The following is a 17,162-nucleotide window of genomic DNA, read 5'->3' on the forward strand; positions in this document are numbered from 1 at the left end:
CGCTATGCGGAGCCTCGGGGGGCCGCATTCGGGGCTGCCTGGCTCGGGCACGCACGGGCCGCGCGGAGTGCCCGGCGGGCGCTACTTGGACCCGGCTTTGCGGGAGACGGGGCGGAGCCTGGGCTCCTGCAGGCCCGGCAGGTGCAGGTCGCGGTGGATCGCCGCCATACGCAGGACGAAGACCAGGCCCGCCGCGACGACGGTGGCGGTGGTGGCGCCGACGCCGAGGCGGTCGAGGATCAGATAGGTGACGGCGCCCGCGAAGGCGGCCGTGGCGTAGACGTCCTCGCGCAGGAGCAGCGGCGGCAGCTCGCCGCAGAGCACATCACGGACGACTTCGCCGGTGACGCCGGTGAGGACGGCGAGCAGGATCACGGCGAACGGTGTGACACCCGCGGAGATCGCGGCCTGGGCGCCGATCACGGTGACCACGGCGAGGCCCAGGGCGTCCACCGTCATCAGGGAGCGCTGCGGCAGCTCCCAGCGGCGCAGGTACAGCATGGTGGCGACGGCCGTGCAGCTGATCACGGTGAGCAGCACCCAGTCGTGCGTCCAGTACAGCGGGTGCCGGTCGAGGATCACATCGCGCAGGGTGCCGCCGGATATGGACGCGGCGAAGGCGAGCACGAGGCCCCCGAAGGGGTCCATGTTGGCGCGGTGCGCGGCGAGCACACCGCTCGCCGCGAAGGACGCGACACCGATGAGGTACAGGACGTGCAGCACGGAACGCTTTTCCCCTCACAGCCGCTGCGTACAGGCATAAGCAGCCATGAGAACACAGAGCGCGCGTCGCGTGCCTCGCCCTTCCGGCCGGGGCGCATCGGCCGGAAGGACGATTTCCGTCAGCCGTTGAAGGTGTCCGGTTCCGAGGGCTCGGGGATCAGCGGGTCGGGGATGCCCTCGTCGGTCGGCTGGTCCGGGACGGTCTCCTCGGTCGGCTGGTCCGGGACCGTGTCCTGCGTGGGCTGGTCCGGGACCGTCTCCTCGTTGGGCACGTCGGTGCGGTCCTCCGGCGCCGGTGCCGTGTTCTCGTCCGGCGGCGGCGGTGACGGCTGCTCGGTGTTGTCGTCCGGCGCCGGCGGAGGCACCGGCTCCGACGTGACCGGCGGGCAGCCGTCCGGCACCGGCGAGGGCTGTCCCGCCGCGTCGGTGGGCTGCACGGTCGGGCACGGAGTCGTCGGCGCGGTGGGCTCGGTGGACTCCGTCGAGGGCTCGTCCGTGGGCTCATCGGTGGGGTCGGTGGTCTCGTCCGTCGGATCGTCCGTGGGGTCGGTGGTCTCGTCGGAGGGCTCGTCCGTCGGGTCCGTCGTCTCGTCCGTCGGGGTCGGGTCCGTGGGGGGCGGTGAGGGCGGGGTCGGCTTCGGTTTCGGTACGACCTTGTCCTTGTTGCCGTCGTCACCGATCGGCCGCTCGATCCAGGTGTTGTTCGTGATGTTGATGATGGTGATGTTGTTGATGACGGTCGGCGCCGGGGTGACCACGACGACCTTCGTCGGGTGGTAGCCGTTCCACGCCTTGCCCTGGTGGCTCGGGTTGCCCTTCAGGGCGGCGGGCGGCGTCAGCGGGTTGCCGCAGGCGCAGCGCACCCGGGGCATGCCGCGGCCGTCGACCAGGACGGCGGTGCCCGACTGGAGGACCGACTGGAAGTTGGTGGGCTGCCCGTTGCGGTAGCCGTGGTTGGTCACTCGGGTGTCGCCGCGCAGCTGTACCGGCGTCAGACCGCGCAGATAGCCGGGAATGGTGTCCTGCTTGATCCCGGCGGCCTGGGCGAAGGCGCGGGCCTTGGCCTGCTCGCCGGTGAGGAAGTCGATCTGCTTCTCGACATTGCAGCTGGCGACGTTCTGTGTACCGCCGTAGAGGCCGGGGGTCGCGCCGGAGATGGAGCGGATGCCCTGCTGGGTGGCCGAGGGGCTGGTGCCGCTCGGCGAGGGTTGGGGCGTTCGGGTGACGGGCGGGGATGCCGCGTCGGAGTTCGCGGTCGATTCGGTGAACGGGTCGGGGCCCGCCGCCGCGACGGGCTGCAGGAACAGTTCCTGGTCCGATCCGGAGGCCGTGGAGCTCTTGTCGCCGCTGCCGGAACAGCCTGCGACCAGGAGGGCCGCGGATATCGCGAGGGCCGTCGCCGAGCGCCTGGTCGGTACGTACACGCCTGATACTCCCGCCTGTTTCCGGGCATTTCGTCCCTCATTGTCTGCAGGGGGCGGTGAGGGCCCGCAAGCGGAGCGGTACGAGGGCCGTACGGAGCGGCGCCGGGCCCATGGGGCGGCACGGGGCCGCTGCGTCACAATGAGTGACGTGGAGTGGTTCACCGAACCCGGCTACTGGCTCGCCCGCCTCGTCTTCCAGCGGGCGGTGGCCGCCGTGTATCTGGTCGCGTTCGTCTCGGCGGCCCTGCAGTTCCGGGCGCTGATCGGCGAGCGCGGCATGCTCCCGGTGCCCCGGTTCGTGGCGCGGGTGCCGTGGCGGCGGGCGCCGAGCCTGTTCCAACTGCGGTACTCCGACCGGCTGTTCGCGGCCACCGCCTGGACCGGCGCGCTGTTCGCGGCGGCGCTGCTCGCGGGGCTCGACGGCCTGGTCCCGCTGTGGGCGGCCATGCTGATCTGGGCGGTGCCGTGGGTTCTCTATCTGTCGATCGTGAACGTCGGACAGCTCTGGTACGGCTTCGGCTGGGAGTCGCTCCTGCTCGAAGTGGGCTTCCTGGCGGTGTTCCTCGGCAACGGCAGCGTCGCGCCGCCGGTGCTCGTGCTCTGGCTGCTTCGCTGGGTGCTGTTCCGGCTCGAGTTCGGCGCCGGTCTGATCAAGATGCGCGGGGACGCCTGCTGGCGCGATCTGACCTGCCTGTACTTCCACCACGAGACCCAGCCGATGCCCGGGCCGCTGAGCTGGTTCTTCCACCACCTCCCCCGGCCCCTGCACCGGATGGAGGTCGCGGCCAACCACGTCACCCAACTCGCCGTGCCCTTCCTGCTGTTCACGCCGCAGCCGGTCGCTTCGGGCGCCGCCGCGCTGATGGCCCTCACCCAGCTCTGGCTGATCCTGTCCGGCAACTTCTCCTGGCTGAACTGGCTGACGGTCGCCCTGGCGCTGTCCGCGATCGACTACGGCCCGGTGGCCGGCGCGCCTCCCGCCTTCGCGGACACCCCGCTCTGGTACGCGATCGCCGTGTGCGCCGTCACGGCCCTGGTGGCGGTGCTCAGCTACCGCCCGGCCCGCAATCTGCTGTCCCGGCGGCAGCTGATGAACTCCTCCTTCGATCCGCTGCACCTGGTCAACACCTACGGTGCCTTCGGCAGCATCGGCCGGGTCCGCACGGAGGTCGTGGTCGAGGGCACGGCCGAGGCGGTGCCGCTGCCCGACGACTCCGGCTGGCACGCCTACGAGTTCAAGGGCAAGCCCGGGGATGTACGGCGGCTGCCGCGCCAGTTCGCGCCCTACCATCTGCGACTGGACTGGCAGATGTGGTTCGCGGGCCTCTCCCCCGCCTACGCGCGGCCCTGGTTCGGCGCGTTCGCGGAGCGGCTCCTGGAGAACGACCCGGACACGGTGCGGCTGCTGCGACACAACCCGTTCCCTGACCAGCCGCCGGCGTACGTACGCGCCCGTCTGTACCGGTACCGCTACACCACCTGGCGTGAGCTGCGGGAGACGGGGGCGTGGTGGCACCGGACGTACGTACGCGAGTTCTGGCCGCCGACCCGTCTCGATACGCCCGCGGCGCGCCGGTGAGAGACGTCCGGAAGGAACGTCCGGCTCACAACCCGTAGACGCCGCTCGCCGTACCCGCGAAGAGCTGCGCACGCTCATCCACCGTCAGTCCGGCCGTCAACTCCCGCGCCGCTTCGGTGACTTGTCCGTATGTTGCCGCCAGGGTGCACACCGGCCAGTCCGAGCCGAACATCAGCCGCCCGGGGCCGAAGGAGTCGAGGGCGATATCCGCGCAGGGCCGCAGGTCCGCCACCGCCCAGGACTGCGGGGCGGCCTCGGTGACCAGGCCGGAGAGCTTGCCGACGGTGTTGGGGCGGGCGGCGAGGGCGCGGAGGTCGGCCCCCCAGGCCTTGAGGGCGCCGGAGGCGATGGGCGGCTTGCCCAGGTGGTCGAGGACGAAGGTGAGCTGCGGCAGCGCCTCGGCCGCCCGTACGCAGGCGGGCAGTTGGTGCGGCAGGACCACGAGGTCGTAGACGAGACCCGCGGCGGCCACGGCGGTGAGGCCGCGGCGTACGTCGGGGCGCAGCAGCCACTCGGGGTCCGCCTCGCCCTGGACCTGGTGGCGGATGCCCTTGAGGTACCGGCCGCCGGGGAGTTCCCGCAGCCGGGCCAGCTCGTCGGCGATGTCGGGGCGGGTGAGGTCGGTCCAGCCGACGACACCCGCGATCAGCTCGTGCGCCGCGGCCAGCGCGAGAAACTCCGGAGTCTCCTCGGCCACGGTGACCGTCTGGACCAGGACCGTGCGGTCGACGCCCGCCGCCCGCGCCTCGGGTTCGAAGTCGGCGACCGTGAAGTCCCGCCGGATGGGACGGAGTTCGGGGCCGGTGATCCAGTCCTGGTCGCGTACGGACAGGTCCCAGACGTGGTGGTGGGCGTCGACGATCCTCACGGCAGCTCCCATACGACGGGAAGACCGGCGTCCGCGCCCTCGCCGGAGTAGTCGTGCACCACGTCGAGGAGTTCGGCCATCCGCGCCTGCCAGGCGACATTGACCGGGAGCTTTTCGAGTGCGGCGAGGAGACGGGCGTAGTCCTCGCACTCCAGGACGTGGAAGAGGTCGGTGCCTCCCCCAAGCTCTCGGCTGCACTCGAGCAGGGGGTACCCCCATCGCCCGATCGTCCACTGCTTCGCCCCCGCGGCGCGGATGGCGCGCACCAGCTCCTCGGGGACCTCACGGTGGGCGGCGTCGTACTCCGCGACGCGGCCGGCGCGGACCTTGGTGTGCAGGGCGATCCTCATCCGGCATCCTCCTGCGCTGTGGGCTCCTCGGGTGCCATGGGCTCCTCGGGTACGTGTGCCTGTGCCTGTGCCTGCCGTGGCGGTACGGGCACATCTGCCGGGAGCAGGCCCTCCGCCCTTGCCTGTTTCCAGAAGTCGTCCGGCACCGGCGTGCCCGCCTGCGCCACGGCGTCCCGGACTTCTTCCGGCGTGCGCGCCCCGACGAGGACGGTCGTCACCGCCGGGTGGCCGCGCGGGAAGGCGAGGGCGGCCGCGCGCAGCGTGATGCCGTGGCGCCGGGCCAGGGACGCCAACTTGCCTGCGCGGTCGAGACGTTCGGCCGGGGCGCGCTCGTAGTCGTAAGGAGCCCCGGGCTTCGGATCGGCGAGCAGGCCCGAGTTGAACACGCCGCCGATGACGACGCCGGTGCCGCGCTGCAGGGCCGCGGGGAGCAGTTCGGCGAGGGCGCTCTGGTCGAGGAGGGTGTAGCGGCCCGCGCACAGCACCTCGTCCACGTCCGTGTCGCGTACGAAGCGCGTGAGCATGGCCGCCTGGTTCATACCCGCGCCGATCCGCGTCACCACGCCCTCGGCGCGCAGCCGTTCAAGGGCCGGATAGCCCTCGGAGAAGGCCTGTCCCGCGTGCTCGTCGGGGTCGTGGAGGTACACGGTGTCGACGCGGTCGAGGCCGAGGCGCGTGAGGCTGGCCTCCAGGGAGCGGCGGATGCCGTCGGCGCTAAAGTCCCAGACCCTGCGGTGGGTCGCGGGCACGGCGAACCCGGCTGCCAGGTCGTCCCCTCCGCCCGCGCGGGGCTCAAGGAGCCGCCCTGCCTTGGTGGACAGGGTGAACTCGGCGCGGGGACGCTCCCTCAGGGCATCGCCGAAGCGGCGTTCGGAGAGACCGAGGCCGTAGTGGGGTGCGGTGTCGAAGGCGCGGATGCCGAGGTCCCAGGCGGTGCTGACGGTCGCCTGGGCCTCCTCGTCGGTGACCTCCTGGAAGAGATTGCCGAGCGCCGCGCCGCCGAGCGCGAGCCCGGCCATCGGCCCGGCCCCTGGCATCGCCCCCGCCCCCGTACTCGTCCTCGTCCCCGCGCCCGTCCTCACGAAGTCTCCTTCGGGCGCAGACGCAGGCCCTGCATGCCGCCGTCGACGGCGAGTGCGGTGCCGGTGGTGGCGCCAGCCGCCGGGCTCGCCAAGTAGGCGATGGCGGCGGCGACTTCCTCGGCCGTGACGAGGCGTCCGGTGGGCTGGCGGGCCTCGAGGGCGGCGCGTTCGGCGGCCGGGTCGGCGGCGGCGTCGAGGAGCCGGCCGACCCACGGGGTGTCGACGGTGCCGGGGTTCACGCAGTTCACGCGCACGCCGTCATGGATGTGGTCGGCGGCCATGGCGAGGGTGAGGGACAGGACCGCGCCCTTGGACGCGCTGTAGAGGGCGCGTTGGGGCAGGCCCGCGGTGGCGGCGATGGAGCAGGTGTTGACGACCGCCGCGTGCCGGGAGCCGCGCAGATACGGCAGGGCCGCGCGGCTGGTGCGGACGACGCCGAGCACATTGACGTCCAGGACGCGCTGCCACTGGGCGTCGTCGTTGTCCTCGACGGTGCCCTGGGCGCCGATGCCCGCGTTGTTGACGAGGATGTCGAGGCCTCCCATCTCGTCGGCCGCGGCGACGACGGCCGTCCGCACGGAGGTGTCGTCGGTCACGTCGGCGCGCCGGGCGAGCAGGGGCTTGGTGACAGCGCCCGGGTCGAGGTCGAGGACGGTGACCTGGGCGCCGCGGGCCGACAGGAGTTCGGCGGTGGCGCGGCCGATGCCCGACGCGCCCCCGGTGACCAGGGCCTTGAGCCCCTCGAAGTCCGTCATGCGGCTGCTCCCTTCTGCTTGGTACGCGGCTCTTCGGTACGCGGCTCCTGGGTCCGCGGCTCGAGCTCCGCCGCCCAGTAAGTGCCGTCCGGGTAGCGGAACTCGGCGATGGACTCGGGCCGCATGGCCGCCGAGAAGCCGGGGGCGACGGGCGCCGTGTAGCGGCCGTCGCGGACGGCGACCGGGGTGAGGAAGTGCTGGTGCAGATGGTCGACGTACTCGATGACACGGTTCTCGGTGGTGCCGGTGAGCGCGATGTAGTCGAACATCGACAGATGTTGGACCAGTTCGCACAGGCCGACGCCGCCCGCGTGCGGGCACACCGGGATGCCGAACTTGGCGGCGAGCAGCAGGATCGCGAGGTTCTCGTTGACGCCGCCGACCCGGGCCGCGTCGATCTGCAGCACATCGATCGCCCCGGCCTGCAGCAGCTGTTTGAACACGATGCGGTTGTGGACGTGTTCGCCGGTGGCGACCCGCACGGGGGCGACGGCCGCACGGATTCGCGCATGGCCGAGTACGTCGTCGGGGCTGGTGGGCTCCTCGATCCAGTACGGGTCGAAGGGCGCGAGGGCGCGGGTCCACTCGATGGCCTCGTCGACGTTCCAGCGCTGGTTGGCGTCGATGGCGATCCGGATGGTGTCGCCGACGGCCGCGCGGGCCACGCGGATCCGGCGCAGGTCGTCGGCGAGGTCCGCGCCGACCTTCAGCTTGATCTGGGTGAATCCGTCGGCCACCGCCTGCCGGGCGAGCCGGGTGAGCTTCTCGTCGCCGTAGCCGAGCCAGCCGGGTGAGGTGGTGTACGCCGGGTAGCCGTGCTCGCGCAGGAGGGCGGTCCGCTCCGCCGCGCCCTGGCGCCCGCGCACGAGAAGGCCGAGGGCCTCGTCGCGGGTGAGGGCGTCGGCGATGTAGCGGAAGTCGACCTGGGAGACCAGCCATTCGGGCTCGGCCTCGGCGAGCAGCTGCCACAGCGGCTTCGCGGCGCGCTTGGCCGCCAGGTCCCAGACGGCGTTGACGACGGCGCCGATCGCCATGTGCATCACGCCCTTCTCGGGCCCGAGCCAGCGCAGTTGGCTGTCGCCGGTCAGATCGCGGCTGAGGGTGCCCGGGTCGGCGCACAGCTCGTCCGCCGGGCGGCCGAGCACTTGGGAGCGCAGTGCGTCGATCGCGGCGACCTGTACGTCGTTGCCGCGCCCGATGGTGAAGGTGAAGCCGTGCCCCTCGTGCCCGTCGCCGGCGTCGGTACGCAGCACCACATAGGCCGCCGAGTAGTCCGGGTCGGGGTTCATGGCGTCGGACCCGTCGAGCTCCCGCGAGGTGGGAAAGCGGATGTCGTACGTGTCGACGGCCGTGATACGGGGCGCAGTCGGGGCAGACGGAGCAGTTGCAGCCACAGGGGCCCTCTCAGAGTGGCGCACAGGTCAGTCCTGTGCGCGGCCGGTGGTGACGCGGGCGATCATCAGGGCGACGAGGATGATTCCGCCGTAGATCGCCTGGATCCAGAAGGACGGCACCTGGGCCAGGGTGAGCAGGTTCTGTACGACGCCGAGGAGCAGGACGCCGGTGAGCGCGCCGGACATGGTGCCCTTGCCGCCGTCCAGGCTGATACCGCCGATGACCGCGGCCGCGAACACCGTGAAGATCATGTTCTGGCCCTGGTTGGCGTTGATGGCACCGACATAGCCGGTCTGCATCAGGCCGCCGACCGCGGCGAGTACGCCCGCGACGACGAACACCCCGAGCATCACGCGCTCGACCCGGATCCCGGCGGCCCGTGCCGCTTCCTGGTTGCCGCCGATCGCGTAGAGCGCCCGGCCGACGCGGTGGTACTTCAGCAGGAACCCGGCGGCGCCGAAGGCCCCCGCGGCCACCCACACCGACATCGGGATCCCGATCAGGGTCGAGGTCGCGAGGGTGTAGAAGGCCTCGGGCAGACCGAACAGGGTCTTGCCCTCGGTCGCGCCGACGAGCAGTCCGCGCAGCACGATCAGCATGGCGAGCGTCACGATGAACGCGTTCAGCTTGAACTTCACGACGAGTACGCCGTTGAAGGCGCCGATCGCCGCGCCGGTCACCACGATCGCGAGGAGTGCCGTCGCGGCGGGCCACTCGGTGCCGAACCCGGCCTGCGCGGCGGGCAGCACGAGCAGCGCGCCGGCCGCTGGCGCGATACCGACCACGGACTCCAGAGACAGATCGAACTTGCCGGTGATCAGGACGAGGGACTCGGCGAGCACGACCATCGCGAGGGCCGCGGACGCCCCCAGGATGGAGATCAGATTGCGCTCGGTGAGAAAGGAGTCATTGACCAGGGACCCGAGCAGCAGAAGCAGCAACAGGGCCGGTACGAGGGCGAGTTCACGAGCCCGGCGAAGCAGCACCGAACGGCTCTGCGGGGCCTTGGCGGGTACTGGGGTCGGGTCGGTGCCGGCCGCGGCCGACGGGGCCTTGAGGTCAGCCACGGGATTCTCCTTCTGCTGCCTGGCGTGGGGCGCCTGCCTGGCGTGCGGCGTCCGCTGCGACGCCCTCGATGGAGGCGATCAGCTCGTGGTCGTGCCAGCCCGCCGGGTGCTCCGCGACGATCCGGCCGTGGAAGAGGACCAGGACACGGTCGCAGCGGCGCAGGTCGTCGAGTTCGTCGGAGACCACGAGCACGGCGGTGCCGTCCTCGCGGGCGCCGTCCATCCGGGCGAGCAGGGACTCCTTGGACTTCACGTCGACGCCGGCGGTCGGGTTGATGAGGATCAGCAGCCTCGGCTCCGAGGCGAGGGCGCGGGCCATGACGACCTTCTGCGCATTGCCGCCCGACAGGTCGGACACCGGCTGTTGCGGGCCCTCGGCGTGGATGTCGAGGCGCTCGATCAGGTCGGCGGCGAAGGCGCGACGGCGTTCGGTGCCGACGAAGCCGCTCCGGCCGAGCCGGTCGAGGACGCTCATGGTGGCGTTGTCGCCGATGGTCATGCCGGGGACGAGGCCCTGCTCGTGCCGGTCGCGCGGGACACAGCCGACGCCTGCCCGCAGGGTGGCGTTGACATCACCGAACGGCAGTTCCACGCTGTCGAGTCGAGCGCTCCCGGAGCGCGGTCTGTGCAGTCCGGCGAGGGTCTCGGCGAGCCGGATCTTGCCGCTGCCGCTGGATCCCGCGAGCCCGACGACCTCGCCGCTGCGTACGGTCAGGTCGATGCCCTCGTACACCTCGCCGCTCAGCGCGCGGACGTCGAGGAGGACGGGTGCGCCATCGGGCACGGGCGGCCGTGCGGCACGCGCGCGGTCCGCGATGGCCTCGCCCGCCATGGCCTCCACCAGGGCGGGGCGCGGGAGTTGTGCGACCGGGGCGGTGGTGATCCAGCGGGCGTCGCGCAGCACGGTGACGGCCTGGCAGACCTCGTACACCTCCTGGAGGTGATGCGAGATGAACAGGAAGGTCACCCCGGATTCCTGGAGGGCGCGCATACGGTCGAAGAGCCGCTCGATCTCCCGGTTGTCGAGCTGCGCGGTGGGCTCGTCGAGGATGATGAAGCGCGCACCGAAGCTCAATGCCCTTGCGATCTCCACCATTTGACGGTCCTCGACGGACAGCTCCGCCGTGCGGACATCGGGGTCGACCCGTACGTCCCAGGTGTCGAGGACCTCGGCGGCCTCGGCGTGCAGGCGGCGCCAGCTGATGAAGCCGCCGCGACCGGTGGGCTGCCGGTTGATGAAGAGGTTCTCGGCGACCGTCAACTCCGGTACGACCGTGGGTTTCTGGTAGACGCAGGCCACTTTGGCGCGCCAGGCGTCGCGGTCGGCGAGCGCCGGTGCGGGCGCGCCGTCGAAGCGGACGGTGCCCGCGTCGGCGGCCTGCAGGCCGGTGAGGATCTGGACGAGGGTGGACTTGCCCGCGCCGTTGCGGCCGACGAGGGCGTGGGACTCGCCCTGCAGAACGGTGAGCTGTCCGTCCTGCAGGGCGGTCGTGGGACCGTACCTCTTGGTGATGCCGACGGCTTCGACGAGCGGCGGCACGCTGTTCCGCGTCGGGGTGCTCATTCGACCGTGTTGCCCCACAGCTCGGGGTCGTCGACATTCTTCTTCGTGACCAGCGGGGCGGGCAGCTGGTCCTCGAGAATGCCGCTGGGCAGCCTGACGATGGTCGAGTTGTGGTCGGTCGGCCCCGGCTTGAAGGTCTTGCCCGCCATCGCCGCCTTGATGTACTTCATGCCGTACTCGGCGTAGGAGTCGGCGGGCTGCGAGACGGTCGCGTCGATCTGGCCCTTGCGGATGGCGGCGAACTCCTGCGGGATCCCGTCGTTCGACACGATCGAGACATGGCCCTTCTCGCCGGCCTTCTTCAGCATCCCCTTGGACTTCAGGGTCTGCAGCGTGGGCGCCAGATAGACACCGCCCGCCTGCAGGTAGATGCCCTTGATGTCGGGGTTGGCGTTGAGCAGCGTGTCCAGCTTCGAAGCCGCCGTGTCCGACTCCCACTTGGCGGGGATCTCCAGGACCTTCAGCGCGGGGAACTTCTTCTTCACACAGGACCGGAAGGCCTCCGAGCGCTCCCGGCCGTTGACCGAGGCCAGATCGCCCATGATCTGTACGACCTTGCCGCTCTTGACCTGCGAGCCCAGGTACTCGCAGGCCTTCTGGCCGTACGCCACGTTGTTGGCGCGCACCACCATCGCGACCTTGCCCTTCTCGGGGGCGACGTCGACGGCGACCACGGGAACGCCCTTGCGCTCGGCCTGGTCGAGGCCCGCGGAGATGGCCGCGCTGTCGAGCGGCGCCACGACAAGACCGCGCACACCTTGGTTCAGCTGGTTGTTGATGTCCGTGATCTGCTGCGCCGAGTCGCTGTTGGAGTTCACGGTCTTGAGCGCGTCGACGCCCTGCGTCTTCGCCATCTTGGGTACGTAGTCGTTGTACGACTGCCAGAACGGCGAGGTCAGCAGCGGCACGATGACACCGACCTTGCCGCCGGAGGCGTCGCCGCCACCGGCGCCCGCGGCGGTGTCCTTGGTGCTGCCGCACGCGGCGAGCAGCAGCGTGGCGCAACCGGCCGCCGCCACCGCGCGCAGGCTCTTCCGCATGGTTCTGCCAAGCATCCGACGGTTCGTCCGGGGGTTCACGCGAGGGCTCATCCGACGGCTCCTCATCGAGCGACGTATCTGCGGGGTCGGCGAATATTTATCAGACCACTTCGGGGCTTCGACACCCTCGTGCCGCAACTTTTCCGCGAATTGGGCTGTAGTGGTCCGACCACTGGGGCGATTAGACTGCGGCGCACTCGGGCCCGGCGGAACCGGTCCCCGACGGAGGGAGGGCGACCGTGGAGCAGCTCGGAAAGCCGGCTGAGGAAGCCGGCCAAGTGGCCCTGGGAGAAGGGCAACCGAGCCCGCAGAAAGGGCAACCGGCGCCTCAGGCGGGTCAACCGGCCGCGCAGGAAGGGCAACTGGCCCCGCAGAAGAGCACCGTGACGCAGCGCGCCATCGAGCAGATCAAGGCGATGATCGGCGAGGGACGCCTCGAACCCGGGCAGCGCCTGCCCACCGAACGCGATCTCGCCGCCCGGCTCGGCATCTCGCGCAGCTCCATGCGGGAGGCGATCCGCGCCCTGACCGTCCTCGGCGTCCTCGAGGCACGGCACGGCTCCGGGATCTACGTCACGCAGCTGGAGGCCGGGGACCTCCTGGAGACCTTCGGAGTGGTCGCCGACCTCTCCCGCGGCCCACGTCTCGTCGAACTCCTCGAAGTGCGCCGGGTCCTTGAGTCGACCGCCACCGCGCTGGCCGCCGCCCGCATCACGGACACACAACTGGCCGAGGTCCAGGGCCACTTGGCCGCCATGAACGCGACCGACGACCCGGAGGAGATCCTCTCCCACGACTTGGCCTTCCACCGCGCCATCGCCGCCGCCGCGGGCAACGACACGATGGCGGCGATCCTGGAGGGTCTGTCCTCACGGACGTTCAGGGCCCGGGTCTGGCGCGGCTACCAGGAGGAGGGCGCCTTCGAGCGCACCCGCCGCGAACACGCCCGGATCCACGGCGCCCTCGCCGCCCGTGACCCGGAGGCGGCCCGCGCCGCGGCGGCGGCACATGTCGGAGAGGTGGAGCAGTGGCTGCGGGGGCAGCTGGGCTAGTCAATGCCGGGTGCAGCCGGGGCGGTCAATCAGCCCGTCCGGCGCTCGAGGACTCCCCGGACGCCCCAGTCGCCCCGGGCGCCCGCGCCACCAGAGCCGAGAGCACCAGCTCCAGCGCCACGTCGAACGAACTCCCCGCCATGAGCGGCAACTCCTCCCGGACAGCGGCGAGTTCGGGGTACTCCGCAGCAGGAAGCGACTGATACACGCTCGCCCACGCCGCGTCGTCGGACGCCCGCCGCTCCGGCGCCAACGCCAGATGCGCCGCGTCCAGAGCCGCATGCCCAAGGACCGTGTCGATGAACGCCGCGTAATGCCGCACCGCGTCCGCCTCGGCGAACCCCGCACGCCGCAGCAGCCCGATCCCCGTCTCCACGGCCCGGAACTCATGCAGCCGCCGCGTCACGCGATACGCGGCCATCGCGGCGACCCGCGGATGCGCACGGTAGCCACGATGGATCCGCCGGGCCATCTCGCGCAGCCCCGCCACCCAGTCGTCCCCCGGCTCGAACCCGCGCTGCGCGTCACCGATGAGCCGGTCGGCGAGGGCGAGCAGCAGATCGTCGGCGTCGTGGAAGTAGCGGTACACCGCGCTCGGGTCGCAGCCGATCGCCGCGCCCAGGCGGCGCACGCTCAGGGCGTCGGGGCCATGCTGCCCCACCAGTCGCAGCGCGCAGTCGACGATGAGTTCCTCCGACAGCACCACCCCTGACTTGGTGGGCTTACGCCGCCGCCGCTCCGCCGGAATCCGCCCATCGGCCACAGCTTCCTCCCTCGCACAGCACTCCGCCGCCCCGCCCCGCACCCTTATGTCAACACCATTGACGCAACCCTGGCAAGCCGGTTGGCTCTTCCCCCTCTCCCACTCCCCGGCCAGAGGAGCGTGCCCATGAACAGCCAACCGCCAGGTCTGCGGCGCTCACTCGGCGTCGTCGACGGCGTCGCGCTCGCGGCGTCCAGCACCGCCGCCACCACCAGCGTCGGCATCGGCATGGGCGCCCTTGCCGCGACCGTGGGCGCCCAGGCGCCGGCCGTCCTCCTGGTGGCCTTCCTGCCGATCCTGGGCATCGCCGCCGCGTACACCCGGCTCAGCCGCGACGAGCCCAACATGGGCAGTGGCTATGTGTGGGTCGGCAAGTCGCTCGGCCCCTGGCTCGGGTTCCTCACCGGCTGGGTCACCCTGGTCGGCACCGTCATCTTCATGGCGTACACCAGCGCGGTGACCGGCTCCGTGGTGCTGCAGTTCGCCGCCAAGGCGGGTCTGCGCGAACTGTTCGGTCTCGGGCTCGACCCCGACTCGACGGCGCTCAGTACGGCGGTGGGCCTGCTGGTCCTGGTCGCCGTGACGGTCACGGCGGTCACGGGGGTGCGCAAGGCCACCCGGTTCCAGACCTGGCTCCTCGTCTTCGAGTACGCGGTGCTCCTGGTGTTCTGCGGCCTCGCCCTGATCGGCGGCGAGCACGGCTTCCAGTGGTCGTGGCTGAACCCCTTCGCCGTGGCCGACGGCACGCGGTTCGCGCAGGGCCTGGTGCTCGCGGTGTTCTTCTTCTGGGGCTGGGACGCCGCGTTCAGCGTCACCGAGGAGACCAGGAACGTGCGCGACGTGGGCCGCGGCGGGTTCATCGCGCTGTTCTCGATGCTCGCGCTGTTCCTTTACGGATCGATCGCGTTCCAGCGGGAGTTGAGCGTGCCCGAGCTCATCGCGGAGGGTCCGCAGGGACTGACGTATCTGGGGGCGCAGCTCGCCGCCGAGCCCTGGGCGAGCCTGCCGCTGCTCGCCCTGATGTGCTCGGCGGTGGCGTCGCTGCAGTCCAGTGTCATCCCCACGGCGCGCGGCCTGCTCGCCATGGGCCGGGACCGCACGATGGGCCGGGTGTGGACCCGGGTCAGCCCGCGTTTCGGCTCCCCGGCCATCGGCACGGTCCTCGTGATGACGATCGCCGCCGGGGTCGCGGTGCTCGCCCTGGCGATCCCGAAGCTCAACGAGATGATCCTCGCCGCGGTCAACTCGATCGGCCTGACCGTGGCCCTGTACTACGGCCTGACCTCGCTCGCCTGCGCCGCCCGGTTCCGGCCGCTCCTTCGCGCCCGCCCGGCGCAGGCGCTGCGGGCCGTGGTCGCGCCCGCCGTCTCGGGGTTCGCGCTGCTCGGGATCGGCGGCTACCTCGGCCACTCGTATCTCACCAGGAGCGACCACTTCGAACTCAGCCCGGACAACGGCTGGTTCATGCTGACCGTGCCCACCGCCGTCGTCGTCTCCGGCCTGCTGATGGCGGCGTGGGCGAAGTACGGGCGGCGCTCCGCGTACTTCACGCACGGCCGGGGCACGGCTGAGGAGGAGGCGGCCGAGCAGCCCGCACCCGAGACCGTCTGACCTGCGTACGCCCGTATCCACGCACATTCCGAGAACCGCACCCCGCAAGGAGCCACCGCATGCCCGGCACCACCCCCGCATCCCCCGCCGACTCCGCCCCCGCCGACCTGGTCTTCACCGGCGGCCCGGTCCACACCCTCTCCCCCGCGCGCCACCGCGCGACATCGGTGGCCGTCCGCGGCGGCCGTATCGTCGCCGTGGGCCACGACGAGGTGCGCGAACTGACCGGCCCCCGTACGGAAGTGGTCGACCTGGCGGGCAGGCTGCTGATCCCCGGGTTCCAGGACGCGCACGCGCACCCGGTCGGCGGCGGCCTCGAACTCGGCCAGTGCGACCTGAGCGGCGCGACCACCCTGGACGAGTACCGCCGCCGGATCACCGCCTACGCGCAGGCGCACCCCGGTCTGGAGTGGATCACCGGTGGCGGCTGGGCCATGGAGGCGTTCCCCGGCGGGCTTCCCACGGCCGCGCAGCTGGACGAGCTGATACCCGACCGGCCCGTGTACCTCGTGAACCGCGACCACCACGGCGCCTGGGTCAACTCCCGTGCCCTGGAACGCGCCGGGCTCGACGCGCGCACCCCCGACCCGGCCGACGGGCGGATCGAGCGCGGCCCCGCCGGCGCCCCGACCGGGATGCTCCAGGAAGGCGCGGCCAACCTGATCGGCCGGCTGCTTCCGCCCGTCACCCTGCGCGAGAAGACCGCAGGTCTGCTGCGCGCCCAGGAGCTGCTCCACTCGCTCGGCATCACGGCCTGGCAGGACGCGATTCTCGGCGAGCACGCCAATCTGACCGACCCCACGGACGCCTATCTCGCGGCGGCGGACGACGGCCGGCTCACGGCGCGCGTCGTGGGCGCCCTGTGGTGGGACCGGGCCCGCGGCACGGAACAGATCGAGGAGCTGATCGCCCGCCGCGAGGCGGGGGCACGGGGCCGCCTCCGCTGCACCACCGTCAAGATCATGCAGGACGGTGTCGCGGAGAACGGCACGGCCGCGCTGCTCGGTCCGTACCTCGACGGCTGCGGCTGTACGTCGGACAACAGCGGCATCAGCTTCGTACCGCCCGACGAGCTGCGGAAGTACGTCACCGAGCTGGACGCGCACGGCTTCCAGGTGCACTTCCACGCGCTCGGCGACCGGGCCGTGCGCGAGGCCCTGGACGCGGTCGAGGCGGCGCGGCTCGCCAACGGCTTCTCCGACACCCGCCCGCATCTGGCCCATCTGCAGGTCGTGCACCCCGATGACATCGGCCGGTTCCGGCAGCTCGGGGCGAGCGCGAACATGCAGCCGCTGTGGGCCGCGCACGAGCCGCAGATGGACGAGCTGACCATTCCGTTCCTCGGGCCCGAACGCACCGCCTGGCAGTACCCGTTCGGGGCGCTTCTGCGCTCGGGTGCGACGCTCGCGGCGGGCAGCGACTGGCCGGTGAGCAGCCCCGACCCGCTGCAGGGCATCCATGTCGCGGTCAACCGCCGGCTGCCCGGAGCACCCGAGGGCACCGGGGTGTTCCTGCCCGAGCAGCGCATCGACCTCGGCGCGGCCCTGGCCGCGTACACGGCGGGCAGTGCCTATGTGAACCACCTGGACGCGGAGACCGGCACGATCGCGCCGGGATACCTCGCGGACCTGGTGGTCCTCGACCGTGACCCGTTCGCGGGTCCCGCGGACGAGATCGGGGCGACACGCGTGGAGCAGACCTTCGTGGAAGGACAGCGGGTGTACGCGGCCGGGTGAGGTACGGACGGGGCGGGCGGCCCGACACCGGTGCAGGGACGGACGGGGCGGCTCCGACACCGGTGCGGGGGCGGGTAGCGCGGCTCCGACACCGGCACAGGGGTGGATGCGGCGGCTCCGAAACCGGTGCAAGGGCGGGTAGCGCGGCTCCGA

15 protein-coding genes are annotated in these 17,162 nt (G+C 71.7%); 4 read left to right on the forward strand and 11 right to left on the reverse strand.

Translation table 11 applies throughout. The features are described 5' to 3' along the window. Positions 1–81: 81 nt before the first annotated feature. Positions 82–723: a trimeric intracellular cation channel family protein gene (locus ACFQVC_RS36295; protein WP_381838785.1), complete on the reverse strand. Its 642-nt coding sequence runs from the start codon at positions 721–723 to the stop codon at positions 82–84. 119 nt (positions 724–842) lie between these two features. Continuing rightward, the gene (locus tag ACFQVC_RS36300; RefSeq protein WP_381838787.1) at positions 843–2,147 is read right to left on the reverse strand and encodes a DUF6777 domain-containing protein; all 1,305 of its coding nucleotides are present in this window, start codon (positions 2,145–2,147) and stop codon (positions 843–845) included. A 148-nt stretch (positions 2,148–2,295) separates the two neighbouring features. Between ACFQVC_RS36300 and ACFQVC_RS36305 the strand changes: the two genes are divergently transcribed. Next, positions 2,296–3,726 carry a lipase maturation factor family protein gene (locus ACFQVC_RS36305; RefSeq protein ID WP_381838789.1) on the forward strand — a complete coding sequence of 477 codons (1,431 nt, stop codon included), beginning with the start codon at positions 2,296–2,298 and terminating at the stop codon, positions 3,724–3,726. A 25-nt stretch (positions 3,727–3,751) separates the two neighbouring features. Here the strand turns inward: ACFQVC_RS36305 and ACFQVC_RS36310 are convergent, their stop codons facing one another. Genes ACFQVC_RS36310 through ACFQVC_RS36345 form a run of 8 tightly spaced genes read right to left on the reverse strand, consistent with a single transcriptional unit; the run spans position 3,752 to position 11,862 of the window. After that, positions 3,752–4,606, reverse strand: coding sequence for an amidohydrolase family protein (locus tag ACFQVC_RS36310; RefSeq protein WP_381838791.1), 855 nt, complete (start codon positions 4,604–4,606; stop codon positions 3,752–3,754). After that, positions 4,591–4,944: an L-rhamnose mutarotase gene (locus ACFQVC_RS36315; protein ID WP_381838793.1), complete on the reverse strand. Its 354-nt coding sequence runs from the start codon at positions 4,942–4,944 to the stop codon at positions 4,591–4,593. Before ACFQVC_RS36315 ends, ACFQVC_RS36310 begins: the two co-directional genes overlap by 16 nt. Next, the gene (locus ACFQVC_RS36320; protein WP_381838795.1) at positions 4,941–5,963 is read right to left on the reverse strand and encodes an aldo/keto reductase; all 1,023 of its coding nucleotides are present in this window, start codon (positions 5,961–5,963) and stop codon (positions 4,941–4,943) included. The genes ACFQVC_RS36315 and ACFQVC_RS36320 overlap by 4 nt, the downstream gene beginning before the upstream one ends. Before the next feature lie 59 nt (positions 5,964–6,022). Beyond that, positions 6,023–6,781 (reverse strand): SDR family NAD(P)-dependent oxidoreductase, encoded by a 759-nt coding sequence (locus ACFQVC_RS36325; RefSeq protein WP_381838797.1) that lies wholly within the window; start codon positions 6,779–6,781, stop codon positions 6,023–6,025. Next, positions 6,778–8,175, reverse strand: coding sequence for an L-fuconate dehydratase (locus tag ACFQVC_RS36330; RefSeq protein WP_381838799.1), 1,398 nt, complete (start codon positions 8,173–8,175; stop codon positions 6,778–6,780). Before ACFQVC_RS36330 ends, ACFQVC_RS36325 begins: the two co-directional genes overlap by 4 nt. A 27-nt stretch (positions 8,176–8,202) precedes the next feature. After that, entirely contained in the window at positions 8,203–9,243 is a 1,041-nt protein-coding gene (locus ACFQVC_RS36335) for an ABC transporter permease (RefSeq protein WP_381838801.1), read from the reverse strand. Then, positions 9,236–10,807 (reverse strand): sugar ABC transporter ATP-binding protein, encoded by a 1,572-nt coding sequence (locus tag ACFQVC_RS36340; RefSeq protein ID WP_381838803.1) that lies wholly within the window; start codon positions 10,805–10,807, stop codon positions 9,236–9,238. Before ACFQVC_RS36340 ends, ACFQVC_RS36335 begins: the two co-directional genes overlap by 8 nt. After that, the gene (locus ACFQVC_RS36345; RefSeq protein ID WP_381838805.1) at positions 10,804–11,862 is read right to left on the reverse strand and encodes a sugar ABC transporter substrate-binding protein; all 1,059 of its coding nucleotides are present in this window, start codon (positions 11,860–11,862) and stop codon (positions 10,804–10,806) included. Before ACFQVC_RS36345 ends, ACFQVC_RS36340 begins: the two co-directional genes overlap by 4 nt. A gap of 368 nt (positions 11,863–12,230) precedes the next feature. On the opposite strand from ACFQVC_RS36345, the gene ACFQVC_RS36350 reads away from it, so the two are divergent. After that, the gene (locus tag ACFQVC_RS36350; RefSeq protein ID WP_381838807.1) at positions 12,231–12,899 is read left to right on the forward strand and encodes a FadR/GntR family transcriptional regulator; all 669 of its coding nucleotides are present in this window, start codon (positions 12,231–12,233) and stop codon (positions 12,897–12,899) included. A 25-nt stretch (positions 12,900–12,924) separates the two neighbouring features. Here ACFQVC_RS36350 and ACFQVC_RS36355 read toward each other — a convergent pair whose 3' ends face one another. Further along, positions 12,925–13,662 (reverse strand): TetR/AcrR family transcriptional regulator, encoded by a 738-nt coding sequence (locus ACFQVC_RS36355; protein ID WP_381838809.1) that lies wholly within the window; start codon positions 13,660–13,662, stop codon positions 12,925–12,927. Between the two features lie 126 nt (positions 13,663–13,788). Here ACFQVC_RS36355 and ACFQVC_RS36360 point away from each other — a divergent pair, with 126 nt between their 5' ends. Next, positions 13,789–15,273: an APC family permease gene (locus ACFQVC_RS36360; RefSeq protein ID WP_381838811.1), complete on the forward strand. Its 1,485-nt coding sequence runs from the start codon at positions 13,789–13,791 to the stop codon at positions 15,271–15,273. 59 nt (positions 15,274–15,332) lie between these two features. After that, on the forward strand, positions 15,333–17,009 hold the full coding sequence (locus ACFQVC_RS36365) for an amidohydrolase (RefSeq protein WP_381838813.1): 1,677 nt from the start codon (positions 15,333–15,335) through the stop codon (positions 17,007–17,009). The last annotated feature ends 153 nt before the right edge of the window (positions 17,010–17,162 follow it).

The sequence above is a fragment of the Streptomyces monticola genome, assembly GCF_042665355.1.
Classification (GTDB): domain Bacteria; phylum Actinomycetota; class Actinomycetes; order Streptomycetales; family Streptomycetaceae; genus Streptomyces; species Streptomyces monticola.

What these genes read in the sequence shown, in the direction of transcription:
- ACFQVC_RS36310 (WP_381838791.1), bottom strand. Translation starts at nt 4,606, where the DNA reads ATGGGAGCTGCCGTGAGGATCGTCGACGCCCACCACCACGTCTGGGAC.
- ACFQVC_RS36315 (WP_381838793.1), bottom strand. Translation starts at nt 4,944, where the DNA reads ATGAGGATCGCCCTGCACACCAAGGTCCGCGCCGGCCGCGTCGCGGAG.
- ACFQVC_RS36320 (WP_381838795.1), bottom strand. Translation starts at nt 5,963, where the DNA reads ATGGCCGGGCTCGCGCTCGGCGGCGCGGCGCTCGGCAATCTCTTCCAG.
- ACFQVC_RS36325 (WP_381838797.1), bottom strand. Translation starts at nt 6,781, where the DNA reads ATGACGGACTTCGAGGGGCTCAAGGCCCTGGTCACCGGGGGCGCGTCG.
- ACFQVC_RS36340 (WP_381838803.1), bottom strand. Translation starts at nt 10,807, where the DNA reads ATGAGCACCCCGACGCGGAACAGCGTGCCGCCGCTCGTCGAAGCCGTC.
- ACFQVC_RS36345 (WP_381838805.1), bottom strand. Translation starts at nt 11,862, where the DNA reads ATGCTTGGCAGAACCATGCGGAAGAGCCTGCGCGCGGTGGCGGCGGCC.
- ACFQVC_RS36360 (WP_381838811.1), top strand. Translation starts at nt 13,789, where the DNA reads ATGAACAGCCAACCGCCAGGTCTGCGGCGCTCACTCGGCGTCGTCGAC.
- ACFQVC_RS36365 (WP_381838813.1), top strand. Translation starts at nt 15,333, where the DNA reads ATGCCCGGCACCACCCCCGCATCCCCCGCCGACTCCGCCCCCGCCGAC.